The organism is Streptomyces sp. NPDC002588, from assembly GCF_040295925.1.
Lineage (GTDB): Bacteria > Actinomycetota > Actinomycetes > Streptomycetales > Streptomycetaceae > Streptomyces.
The window spans coordinates 107,372-119,425 of record NZ_JBEOWF010000010.1; the positions used below are offsets into that span (position 1 = coordinate 107,372).

At 68.8% G+C, this 12,054-nt stretch carries 8 protein-coding genes and 3 pseudogenes; 7 read left to right on the plus strand and 4 right to left on the minus strand.

The window, feature by feature from the left end; genetic code table 11:
* The first annotated feature begins 19 nt into the window (after positions 1 to 19).
* On the plus strand, positions 20 to 760 hold the full coding sequence (locus ABT057_RS13660) for a 3-oxoacyl-ACP reductase family protein (RefSeq protein WP_352342976.1): 741 nt from the start codon (positions 20 to 22) through the stop codon (positions 758 to 760).
* Between the two features lie 542 nt (positions 761 to 1,302).
* On the plus strand, positions 1,303 to 1,998 hold the full coding sequence (locus ABT057_RS13665; protein ID WP_352342977.1) for an alpha/beta fold hydrolase: 696 nt from the start codon (positions 1,303 to 1,305) through the stop codon (positions 1,996 to 1,998).
* A 330-nt stretch (positions 1,999 to 2,328) separates the two neighbouring features.
* On the opposite strand, the pseudogene ABT057_RS13675 reads toward ABT057_RS13665, so the two are convergent.
* Positions 2,329 to 2,430: pseudogene (locus tag ABT057_RS13675) on the minus strand (aminoglycoside phosphotransferase family protein); the annotation flags it as partial.
* Between the two features lie 619 nt (positions 2,431 to 3,049).
* Here ABT057_RS13675 and ABT057_RS13680 point away from each other — a divergent pair.
* The 3 genes from ABT057_RS13680 (at position 3,050) to ABT057_RS13690 (ending at position 5,965) form a co-directional block, all read left to right on the plus strand.
* Positions 3,050 to 3,802, plus strand: coding sequence for an IclR family transcriptional regulator (locus ABT057_RS13680; RefSeq protein WP_352342979.1), 753 nt, complete (start codon positions 3,050 to 3,052; stop codon positions 3,800 to 3,802).
* A 116-nt stretch (positions 3,803 to 3,918) separates the two neighbouring features.
* A complete protein-coding gene (locus ABT057_RS13685; protein ID WP_352342980.1) occupies positions 3,919 to 4,968 on the plus strand; it encodes a carbon-nitrogen hydrolase family protein in 1,050 nt (349 codons plus the stop codon).
* Positions 4,969 to 5,020: 52 nt separating this feature from the next.
* Positions 5,021 to 5,965, plus strand: coding sequence for a serine/threonine dehydratase (locus tag ABT057_RS13690; RefSeq protein ID WP_352342982.1), 945 nt, complete (start codon positions 5,021 to 5,023; stop codon positions 5,963 to 5,965).
* Positions 5,966 to 6,139: 174 nt separating this feature from the next.
* On the opposite strand, the gene ABT057_RS13695 is transcribed toward ABT057_RS13690, so the two are convergent.
* The 3 genes and pseudogenes from ABT057_RS13695 to ABT057_RS13710 form a co-directional block, all read right to left on the minus strand.
* Complete coding sequence (locus ABT057_RS13695) at positions 6,140 to 6,616, minus strand: hypothetical protein (protein ID WP_352342983.1); 477 nt, start codon at positions 6,614 to 6,616, stop codon at positions 6,140 to 6,142.
* A gap of 1,354 nt (positions 6,617 to 7,970) precedes the next feature.
* Positions 7,971 to 8,316 (minus strand): annotated as a pseudogene (locus ABT057_RS13705) (DUF4158 domain-containing protein); the annotation flags it as partial.
* A gap of 207 nt (positions 8,317 to 8,523) precedes the next feature.
* On the minus strand, positions 8,524 to 9,072 hold the full coding sequence (locus ABT057_RS13710) for a YciI family protein (RefSeq protein WP_352343163.1): 549 nt from the start codon (positions 9,070 to 9,072) through the stop codon (positions 8,524 to 8,526).
* Between the two features lie 387 nt (positions 9,073 to 9,459).
* On the opposite strand from ABT057_RS13710, the pseudogene ABT057_RS13715 reads away from it, so the two are divergent.
* Together ABT057_RS13715 and ABT057_RS13720 are read left to right on the plus strand one after the other, a co-directional pair.
* Positions 9,460 to 10,880: pseudogene (locus ABT057_RS13715) on the plus strand (MDR family MFS transporter).
* 10 nt (positions 10,881 to 10,890) lie between these two features.
* Positions 10,891 to 11,880 carry a sugar kinase gene (locus tag ABT057_RS13720; RefSeq protein WP_352342985.1) on the plus strand — a complete coding sequence of 330 codons (990 nt, stop codon included), beginning with the start codon at positions 10,891 to 10,893 and terminating at the stop codon, positions 11,878 to 11,880.
* Positions 11,881 to 12,054 lie beyond the last annotated feature (174 nt).

Genomic DNA, 12,054 nt, shown 5'->3' on the forward strand with positions numbered 1-12,054 from the left:
GCCAACAATGCTCAACGTCATGAACCGACTTGAAGGAAACGCGGCCTTGATCACGGGCGGTAGCCGGGGCATCGGTGCCGCTGTGGCGTTACGGCTGGCCGAAGAAGGCGCCGACGTCATCCTGACCTATGAGAACAGCGCGGAACGCGCCACCCAGGTGGTGGAGCAGATCAAGGCCAGAGGGCGCCGGGCGCTGGCCGTCCAGGCCGACAGCGCCGTCCCTGAGGCCCTCACCGCCGCAGTGGACGAGGCCGCCGCGACGTTCGGCAGACTCGACATCCTGGTCAATAACGCGGGAGTCTTCCTGGTTGGCCCACTCGAAGACCTGAGGCCGGCAGAGATCGATCGCACCCTGGCGGTGAACGTCCGGGCGCCGTTCGCAGCGTCCCAGGCGGCAGCGCGTCACATGGGCCGGGGCGGCCGCATCATCAGCATCGGCAGCAATGTCGCCGAGCGTGCGGTCTTCCCCGGACTGGCGCTGTACTCGATGAGCAAGACGGCTCTGGTTGGGATGACGAAGGGCCTGGCCCGAGAGCTCGGTCCGCGTGGAGTCACCGTCAACCTGGTGCATCCCGGCCCCACTGACACGGACACCAACCCCGCTGACGGGCCGAACGCCGAGATGATCGCCGGCTTTACAGCTGTGGGCCGCTATGCGGAAGCGGCCGAGATCGCGGCCACCGTCGCCCACCTGGCGAGTGCGGACGGCGCGTACATCACCGGGGCCTCGATCCATGTCGACGGCGGCTTCACCGCCTGACACGCGAGCTCGACTTCGCAACCTCGCTGAGGCCCATCCCGCAAGAGGGACGGCCACTGCGTGATCATCGGGGGTTGTGCGGACTCCTGAAGATCGTGCGGTGGCCGCGGGCCACAGCGAAGACCCCTGCCCGCTGGCCGGCGATGTTCGACCAGGTCATGGCCGCATCGCGGGCAGATTCGGGCGAGTTGAGCCCCGGGTCGTGGCCCGCGCTCACCTGCTCGGGCAGTTGTCGGGCGTCGAACCATTTCAACGGCCCCCTCAGCGCCGGTGGGAATCTCGGCGTCGAGCTCCCCGCGCTTATGCCCGACGGCTTCGTGGAATGCTGGTGTGTCCAGCTGGCGCGGCACCTGGAACCCTCCTGGTCAGAGCCAGAGCCCGCTTCGAACGAGGTCAGTTCGTTGACGCCCCGAGGCCCTTGCGGCGTGAACAACCCCAACCGATCACGTCTTGGCTTTTACTCCCGTACTCTGCCGCAGGTCTCCACAGCAGAACTGAATTCAATTATGGTTCGGTTGGTACCGTTGACGAGGAGGTCAGTCATGGCGTTCGTTCTCATCCATGGGGCAAGCTTCGGCGCGAACTGCTGGGACGAGCTGATCCCCCATCTCAGTGCGGAAGCGTTGGCGGTCGACCTTCCGGGGCGCGGGGCCAGGGCCGAAGTCGACCTGGGCACCGTCACTCTCGCGGACTGCGCCGACGCGGTCCGCGAGGACGTCGAAGCGAAAGATCTGCGCGACGTGGTACTGGTCGGTCACTCCTTCGCGGGCGTCACGGTCCCGCGTGTCCTGGACCTCATCCCTGACCGGATCCGCCACGTCGTCCTCGTGTCGGCCGTGGTGCCGGCGGACAGATCCCGGGTGCTCGACCAGATCGATCCCGGAGTACGGGGTCTGGTGGAGCAGTCCATCGCCGACGGCGTCTACCACCAGACCCGCGAGGGCGCCGCCGCAATGCTGTGCAACGACATGGACGAGGCGACCGCCGCGTCCACCCTCGACCGGCTGGCCGACGACTCGGCCGCCCTGCTGAGCGAGGCTGTGAACCTGAGCGGCTACAGACGCGAGATCCCCCGGACGTACGTGCACCTCACGCGCGACCAGTGCTACGTCGAGGAACTCCAGCAGCGATCCATTGCACTGCTTCGGCCCGACGTCATCGATCTCGACACCGGCCACATGGCCATGATCAGTGCGCCCGAAAAGCTCGCCGCCGTCCTCAACAAGATTCACGGCTGATCGCCGGCTCGGCCTGCGGCTGGCGGACTGTGAACGCACCCACCCGATCCAGCCGTCCGTGGTGACGAACTGAGCGCAGGCCGCGGCCAGATCCATGAACTGGGCACTGTGCTCCATGCGCTGGAGCTGCGGGGCTGCCTCCTGGTGCACGAACTGGGCCTGCCGGCGGAACCGCTCGAACTGGGCTTCATGGACCGCGCGCCGGGCGGCGGGTCGGTGACCGCCTCGAAACGCTCCTGCTCATTGGGGGGGGCTGGCCAGCATCTTGCGGATGGTGTGCGAGACGCCGCCAACGCTCCTTCGGCCAGCACGAGGACACCCACTGGTCGCGACTTCGATGCGCGTCTGATCGGCGTCCACCTTCAGGAACACGTCGCCGACGCGCAGGGTCGCGCGCTCGGAATGGGCGACAACGACTTTGACCTCATCCATGGGCGACCAGTATCCCGGGAATGATCGCCGACGTCGCCAGGTTTATCGCGTGCGAATGCGCGGCTGACTGCGTCCCGATACCGGGCGGCCTCGCGCGCGACACCGACCTCTGACCAGGTCAAGTCCACCACTTTTGTCAGGAGTCCAAGGACATTTGTTATGAGTGCAGAGTCTGACGTCGCGGGTGTAGTTGGTCTCGATGTTGATGTCGTTGTAGTAGCCGGACGCGAAGTCCCCGTTCCCCTAGCGCGAGGGTGAAGCGGGCGGTGTGGTACTTCGTCACGCACTTCCCGCGTCGGGTCCTCACCGGAGACGTGGTGGCCCAGTTGCTCAGGCAGCCCCGGAAAGGAGACGGAAGGAGACGGACGGTGATCCCCATCCGCCCCACACCCGGAAGGGACCCGGCGTCCTGAGCGCCGCCGGACCCGGAGAACACAGTCCTGTCTACCCAGTGGAGTCGCCGGACGCTGTGCACGGATGGTATAGAGGATCCGGGCAAGCCCCTGGGCCGACACCGCCAGGACGGCCACAGAGCGGGACATGCCGGCGGTCCGGCTCCGCTCGTCCTGAGGCCCCAGGTCTGGCCCGGAGCCTGGACCACCCGCCTGACCGGGGGTCCATGGGGAAGGACGGCGAAACGATGAGCGGACAGTCACTCGGACGCGGGGTCCTCGACGGGGCCTTTGCCATCCTCGGCGCTCTGGAGGCCTCCGATGCCCCTGTACGCTGCGCCGAGATCACGCGCGCGACAGGGATACCCAAGCAGACCGTGTCCCGGTTGCTGACACAGCTGGAGGCGTACGGTGCCGTGGCTCGGGTCGGCGAGGGTTTCACTCTCGGCTCCGGACTGTTCTTCCTCGGATCACGCTGGTCGGGGGCGCAGCTGGCCGCTGTGGGTCAGCCCGTCCTGGCTGAGCTGCACCGACGGACGGGAGCGACCGTGCACCTCGCGGTCATGGTGGACGACGCCGTCTGCTATGTAGCCAAGCTCGTGGGGCGTGACGGGGACGTTGCGCCTTCAGAAGTCGGACGTCTTCAGCCACCGGCCGGCAGCGCGGTCGGGAGGGTCCTCCTCGCGGGGCTCCCTTGGGAACAGCGCAGGCGTGTACTGGGAGCCGTGACCGACCAAGAGATCGCGAAAGGCGCACGTGCAGCCCTCGACGGGGTCACCCGCTCCGGCGTGGCTTTCGACCACGAGGAGGTGAGTGCCGGGCTGTGCTGTGCCGCCGCGCCCGTCGTCGGCCGCCGCGGGTCCATCACCGGGGCGCTGTCGGTGTCTGTCCCGGCGTCACGGCCGTTGGCGCCCTTGGCGGACCAGGTCCGTGCAGCTGCCCGGGCGCTCTCGCGGCTTCACGAGGCCGTCTCACCGTGAATCGCCATGAACCGAGCTGCTCGTCCCATCGCGGCCCCGGCCGGCTCGTGCCCTGCGTGTCCCATTGAATGGGTCGCGGCTTCCCTCTCTGTATCGCCATCGGCATTCTCACCGGTATGACCAGTGACGACAGCACTTACAACAGCCCGGATGCAGGTCCCGGCCAGTCGAGAGTCGTTCGGGCAGGCGTAGTGCAGGCCGCCCCGGTTCCGTTCGATCCGGCGGCCACGTTGCATGTTGTGGAACGGTGGCTGACCGAGGCGGCCGAGCGGAACCTGGATCTCGTGGTGTTCCCTGAGGCATTCATCGGCGGGTACCCCAAGGGATCGGCGTTCGGGGGAGTGGTGGGCGACCGAACCACTGCCGGACGAGACGAGTTCGCCCGGTATTGGAACGGCGCCGTGGATGTGCCCGGCCCTGTCACGGACCGCCTGAGCCAACTGGCGGCCCAGGCCCGCACACACCTGGTCATCGGCGTCGTCGAACGGGAATTCGGCACGCTCTACTGCACGGTCCTGTTCTTCTCCGACACAGGAGCCTTCCTCGGGAAGCGGCGCAAGCTCATGCCGACCGGCGCCGAGCGGATGATCTGGGGGTTCGGCGACGGCTCAACCCTTGAGGTGCACCCTACGAAGCTCGGCCGACTCGGGGCCGTGATCTGCTGGGAAAACATGATGCCCGCGACGCGAATGGCCATGTATGCGCAAGGCATTGAACTGTACTGTGCGCCGACAGCGGACAGCAGGGAAAGCCACCACGCGACCATGCGGCATATCGCCATGGAAGGCAGATGCTTCGTGCTGGTGGCGAACCAGTGCCTGCGCACGAGGGACTTCCCCCTGGACCACCCCACGCCGTACGGTGACGACCCGGAGCAACTCGTCTCCCGGGGTGGCAGCAGCATCATCGGCCCGCTGGGCGAAGTGCTGGCCGGGCCCGTCCTGGATCACGAGGTCCTACTGACCGCGGACCTCGACATGGCACTGATCCCACGCGCCCGCTACGACTTCGACCCCGTCGGCCACTACGCGCGGCCCGACATCTTCCGCCTCCACGTGGACACCACAGTCCGCCGCGCCGTACAGACCAACGACAGTCTGAGCGCATCCCACTCGGCCGACGTGCCCAACACGTTCACCTCGTCGCGTGCCACGCCTGACGAATGACCGACATGTCCATCCTCGCTCAGAGGTATTCCGGCCCCTTTGGACACCGCCCATGAATGCACAACCCGTCGAAATTCCCTCCTTGAACGACATCGAGTCTGCAGCCAGACGGATCCGCGACGTAGTGCGCCGCACACCCGTGATACAGGTGGCGGCCGGGGAACTGGACGTGCCCATCACCGTCACTTTGAAGCTGGAATTCCTCCAGCACACCGGCTCCTTCAAAGTCCGCGGCGCATCCAACGCCGTCGCCCTCCTGCGCGCCGCGGAAAGCGGTGCCCCGACCGCCGGCGTCTGCTGCGCGTCGGGAGGCAACCACGGGGCCGCCGTGGCCTGGGCGGCGCGCGAAGCGGGCCTGCCCGCCACCGTGTTCGTGCCCGACTTCTCACCCAAGGCCAAGACCGACGTCATCGAATCTCTCGGCGCACGCCTGCGCCGCGTCGAAGGCTTCTACGCCGACGCGCTCGCAGCCAGCCAGGACCATGCCCGGCAGGAGGGCGCCTTCCACATCGACGCATACGACGACCCGCACACGGTGGCAGGGCAGGGCACGCTCGGCCTGGAGCTCGCCGAGCAGGTACCGGAGGGCCAGCCCGTGCTGGTCGGGTGCGGTGGAGGAGGCCTGTACGCAGGGGTCGCCCTGGCGTTGGACGGACGCAACCGCGTGACCGCGGCCGAACCGTCCTCGGCGCCCTCGCTCACAGCGGCGCTGGAGGCAGGAAAACCAGTGGACGTGGAAGTCGGCGGGATCGCCGTGGACAGCTTGGGTGCCCGCCGGGCGGGCCGCATAGCCACCACGGTCGGCCTCTCGCTCGGCATGAAGACCCTCACCGTCGCAGACGAGGATGTCGCCGCCGCCCGCGCACTCCTCTGGCAGCGGCTACGCATCGTGGCCGAACCCGGCGGAGCCACCGCTCTCGCCGCGCTGCTCGCCCACCCCGAACAATTCCCGGACGGGGCCACCGTCGTCGTCTCAGGAGCCAACACAGCACTCTAGTGCTGTGGCCGCACAGGTTCGCCGGGTTGGTGGTCGTGTCGGTTGGACGTGCGGTGACATCCGATGGCCTGTGAGCGAGTCGCTTGGCCTGCTGAGCGTGGCATTGGCCCACGCGCTGGCTGCCTGGTTTGGCCCTGCCGGTGGATGTCGCGGGGTTCGGCCGGGCACCCCGGCTCACACGGCCGGCCCACTTCCGCCGGGACGCTCCGATTTGAAGGCCGCAGCTCCGAGAGATACCGCGGTGGCCAGAGCAAAGCCCAGCACGGCCGGGTTGACGTAGCCCGGAACGGACTCGGCGGCATAGTTCCCGCCGTCCTTCGTCTCACAGACGAACCGGAGGGGCAGGTAGTCCACGGTGTAGTCGACGACGCTCAAGGCTCGCTCCCACTGCCCGGGGGTCCGACAGGGCCGAAGCGGTGACGAGTCGGTGCCACCGTCTTCCGCGTCCAAGACCGATCCGGCGATGTGGAGTAGGCCCCACGTATAGAGGGCCGCCGCGACGGCCCCCAGGAGAGCGGCGCTGCTTCGGAGCCATCTCTGACGGTCGGCACGACGGAGTCCCACCCGGCCGAGGGTGCCGAGGCCATAGCCGACGAGGGCGCAGAAAGAGATCAGCCCGGCCGGGATGACGAACATGAGGAGGAGCGCCATCCGGCGAGTTCATCAGCAGGAAATCGCAACCGCCGTGACGGAGCCCACAGTTCCGGCAACAGGGGCGTCACGAACAGCTGCGACGCGTACCAGGTGGAATGCCCATCATGGCGCTCAGCGGGGCCAACCCCCCTGCTCATAGGCCAACTGAAGCACTCAGCCACAACAGCCCGGCGAACCTGCGCGGTCAGAGCACTGGTCAAGTGTTGGCTGCTGGAGAGCCGTTGCCGTACCGAGAGATCGGCTTGGCCGGGGGAGGCTTGCCGGTATTGCTGCGGGGTTGAACGGTAAGGGTGTGTCAGCCGCCAAAGGTGTGCCAGTGATCGTCGAGTGTCGGCCTTGGTGCTGGTGAGTCTGATCGTCGTCCTCGCGCTTCACGGCATCACCCTGCGGTCTGTCCCGCGGCAGCTACCCGGTGATGGAGCGCGGCTTCGTGGAACTCGGCGGCTGCTCGGCCCACGTCGCCGACCGACTGGCCGTCGTCCTGGAGGCCGCACACGAGAACCAACAGACACCGTGAGCGGTGCTCTGGCCGCCCACCCAGGCCAAGCCGCGTGGCCTGAGCTGAACCACGGCCGTCCAGCCGTCGTCCACACGCAGCATTTCGCCGCCCCGCCGGCGCGCGGGAACGACGGTTGGTGCGGGCAGCGGCAGCCCGAGAGCTGGACCGAGCCGCATCCGCAGTGGTCCGCCGTTCTGACCGGCCAGCAGCTCACGTTCACCGGTCCCGGCGGCCCCTGGTACACCGGCCTGCTGGCCGCGACCCGCGACCCGCGACCCGCGACCCGCGACTGGCGCCGGGCCGCCCGGACCACCGGCGCCGTCCTGCAGATCACCGGAGCCTTTGCTGACCCGCTCCAGTTCCTGCCGCTGCCGCTGCCGCTGCCGCTGCCGCTGCCGCTGCCGCTGCTGCCGGGCTCCTGCAGCCGTGCGTCGCCCCGCTCACCTTCGCCTCAGACGGCTGGTAGTCGCGCCGAGCGCCGCCGTTCCCCGGCGTGCGGCCGATTCAGCCCTCTCCGGGCTCATCCTCCTCCTCGGCGTCGGCCGGGTCGCGCAGCTGCCGCGGCATCGTCGGCCGAGGTGGAGGCCCGGAAGGTGTAGCGGCCCAGCACGTCGAGGTTGGCGTGCTCGAGCGGGACAACCCGGCGACGTCCTCGTCCCGGATCTCGTACTCGCGTGCCGCGGCAGACGGTTCTCGCAGCGCGGCCATCGCGGCGTCCAGGTAGCAGGTGGTCCACAACACCGCGGCGTTCAGCACCAGTCCGAGCGCGCCGAGCCGGTCCTCCTGGCTCGCGATACGCCTGCATGATCTGCCCGCGCTTGCCGTGCCAGATGTCCCGGGCGAGCTTGTGCCCTCGAACAGGTGGTACCCGTAGGCGTCCCGGATCTCCCACGCGTGGTCGTCCACCGTCTGCCGCCGTTCGGCGTACCGCTTCACCACCCAGGGATCCTCGATCCCCGGCTGCGCGGCCAAGGCGCCCGATCACCGACCACGGCACGTCCAGCGGGCTCTCCACCAAGAGCCGGCCGACGTACCGGACCGTGACCATCTGCACCGCGAAGCCGAGCTGGTGGTGCTGTGTGCGCCGCAACGCGATCAGGCCACGGTCCACGTCATCCAGGAAGAAGAATCGCTCCAGTTCCGGGCGGGTCGGCTCCTCCACGAACCGTCCGTTCCGTGGCAACAGCCCCGGATCCATGATCAATCTCACCGGTACTCACGGTTCCATTGATCCCCGACGCCGTCGATCCTCGTGGGTTCAGGGAAACTGAAGGTCCTTCAGCGCGAACCCACGGGTTCACCGTTGTGCGTCAGGCCGATGCATCCGTGGGTTCGGGTGGAACACGAGGATGCTGAGCGATCCGAAGGGCTTCGGCGGTGACATCGGCCGGGGCGTTCTCGGTCATCACCGGCGCCCGCCGAACTGCCAGTTGTGCACCTCGATGTCGGCATACCGGTCCGGGGTCAGGATGGCGTGTGCCGTGTCCGGGTCCGGCGCCTGGACCAATGCCGCCGTGCCCAGCCAGGTGGCGCCGTCATCGGACAACAGTGGCCCGTAGGCGATTAGCTCGTCCCGGTCGGGCGGCACCGCGGTGTCGGCGGCCTGCCCCGTGCCGAGGCCGAGCACCAGGTACCGGTTGCCGCCGGTCGGGCCGCCGGGAAAGTCCCACATGGTGCGCCCCAGCGTGTTGTGCCACCGTCGCAGCAGCACATCCCGGTATACGCCGGCCTGGTAGTTCGGCTCGTCGAAGGCGAACGTGCGGGCAGCGGCGGGATCGGGCAGGTCGACGATGTGCACGCTGCCGGTGGGTGTGTCGCCGTCGTCGGCGAGGGTCGGACCCCGGGCGATCATCTCTTTCTCGTACTGGTCCATATATGACCAATGCTCTTCCAGCAGTCCGTAGCGCAGCGGCAGGGAGCCGGGCCGGTCGCGGTGGTAGCAGAGGAACTCCATGCCCAATGATCTCTTCACGGGGGTAACCAGGTCGAGCGGGTTTCACGGCGATGACTGCTCGACGGCCTGTTCCAGCAGAGCACGTGCGGAGTCCGCGTAGCGCATCGCGGTCTTCTAGTCGAGTCCGAAGACCTCCGCGAGGTGGATAGGGTCGGGGCCGTTGACCAAGGCCTTTAGAGCTGCCGGTCGACGCGGAGTCTCTCCGAAGTCGCCTCCTGCCCCCCCGCATCGCAGCACTGATCCAGTGGTTGCCGGCCCTGCCGGTCGTGTTGGCGGTCTGGTTGTTGATCAGCACCCGGCCCCTGCCCCTCCCCGCGCTTCGGTCACCGGGTCCCCGCGAAGATCGCCGTCTTTGTGGTGTTCGTCGCCGCGAACTTCATGGCGATCATGGACACCACGATCGTCAACGTGGCCCTCCCCGCCATCGGCCGTGACTTCGGCGTGGACGCCTCCGGCCTGAGCTCCGTCAACATCGGTTACCTGGTGGCCCTCGCGGTCTTCATTCCCGTCTCCGGCTGGCTGGGCAACCGTTTCGGTACCCGGCGCACCGCGCTGGCCGCGCTGCTGCTGTTCACCGTGGCCTCGAGCCTGTGCGCGAGCGCCGGGTCGCTCGAAGCGCTCACCGGGTACCGCGTCCTGCAGGGGGCGGGGGCGGTCTGCTCGCCCCCGTCGGGATGACGATGATGCTGCGGGCGTTTCCCATCGCCGAGCGGCTGCGTGCGCAGCAGTACGTCATGCTGCCGACCGCCGTCGCTCCCGCCCTCGGACCCGTCCTGGGCGGCCGGCTCGTGGACACCGCCTCCTGGCACTGGGTCTTCCTCGTCAACCTGCCGGTCGGAGCACTCGCCCTTCTCTTCGGGCTGGGCGTGCTGCCCGAGTTCCCCGGTCCGGGCGCGCCCTGTTTCGACGTGCCCGGCTTCGTCCTCGCGGGCGGCGGCCTCGCGGCGGTCCTGTACGCCCCCACCGGCGCCCCGGATCGGGGCTGGGAAAGCGGCGCCGTCCTGGTCCCACTGGTGGGCGGCGTCGTGATCCTCGCCGCGTTGGTCCCGTGGGAGCTGCGGGCCAGGCATCCGATGATCGATCTGCGGGTGGCCGAGGACCAGCTGTTCCGTACGACTCAGCTGGTCCTGCTGCCCACCGGGGCCGCCTTCATGGGCGTGCTGTACCTGTTTCCCCAGTTCCTGCAGACCGACCTCGGCTACGGCGCCCTCCACTCGGGCCTGGCCACGTTCCCGGAGGCGCTCGGCATGCTGACCGCCTCCCAGATCGTGCCCCGTCTCCACGACCGGGTCGGCCCCCGCCGCCTGATGGTCGTGGGCGGCGCCGGAGCCGTGCTGGTCATCGTTTTGCTGGCGATCCTCACGGTCACCCCGCAGCCCCTCGCCCTGTACCCGTCGATGTACCTGCTCGGGACATTCGTCGGCCTGCTCTTCTCGAGCGCCCAGAACGCCGCCTTCGTCACGATCCCGCCTTCCCGTACGGCCGACGCGACCACCCTCCTCAACATGCAGCGGCAGGCCGCCGGAGCCTTCGGAGTGGCCCGGGCCGGGACACTGGCGGCATCGCCGGTCTCACCGGCCGGTACCGACGGCGCGTTCGCCCACCGGGTCGCCTTCTTCGCCCTGGCCGCCCTGTGCCTGTGCGCCTCCCTTCTCGCCCTCCGCGTCAGCGACCGACGGATCCGGGAGGCGTACGGCACCGCCGACCCGCCGTTCCGCTCCCGCCGGGTTCGCACGGCCGAGGGGGACCGCAGGCCCGTGAAGGCTCCCGCCCCATGTCCCCGTACGCAGCGCTTCGCGCCGATCTGAATCCGAGGCCATGACACACGCAGAGACCGAACTCGCCCCGGCCGAGATCCTTGCCGTCGGTGAGCCGATGCTGGAGTTCAACGCCGATGCGGACGGGACGCTGGAGAGTGCCGGGTCCTTCGCGGTGGGCTATGGCGGTGACACGTCCAACTTCACAGTGGTAGTGGCTCGTTCGGGCGGGCGTGCCGGTTATGTGACGAGGATCGGTGATGACGCGTTCGGGACCGCCCTCATGCGGTTGTGGGAGCGCGAGGGAGTCGGCACGGAGCATGTGACACGTGAGCCGGGCGGGCGTACGGGGATCTACTTCATCGCCCGTGGACCGGCCGGGCATGGTTTCACGTACTACCGGGCCGGCTCGCCGGCGAGCCGGCTGGCGCCGGGCGACGTCCCCGAACAGGCCGTCGCCCGGGCGCGGTTGCTGCATGTCACCGGAATCACGCAAGCGATCAGTACGGCGGCGTGCGACGCGGCGTTCCACGCGATGACAGTGGCCCGCGCCCACGGCACGCTGGTCACCTACGACCCCAATCACCGGCCTGCGTTGTGGTCGCAGGAGCGGGCACGTGCGGTGATCCTGCGCAGTCTGCAGCTGTGTGACATCGCGCTTCCCAATATCGACGAGGGGCGGATGCTCACGGGTGAGGAGTCTCCGGAGGCGGTGCTGCGGGCACTGTGCGTCCAGGGTCCCAGGGTGGTCGTGCTGAAGCTGGGGGAGGAGGGGGTGTTGGTGGCCGAGGACGGCAAAGTGACCCGCGTCCTGGCACACCGGGTGACCGCCGTCGACGCGTCGGGCGCGGGCGACACCTTCGACGGGGCGTTCGCTGCCCGGCTCGTGGAGGGGGCCTCGCCGGTGGAGGCGGCGCGGTACGCGGCGGTGGCCGCGGCCCTGACGACCACGGGACACGGCGCGGTTCGGCCGATCCCCGATCGCCCCGCGATACTGAGCCACCTTGCGGGCGCTGCGCACGAGTCCACCGTGGACAGGGCATGCGGATGAAGCGACGACTTCGGCGTCCGGCTGCGAAACTCAACGGCGACCGCAGTCGGACTCCCACACTGGAGTTCCCGTGTCCGTCCACGAGTTGGGGTGGCTCGGGTCACGCGGCACCGGCATCGCCCTGATCGAGGCTTCCACAACGAGAAGCCGGTGGTCCTGGTGAGCCGAGCAGGC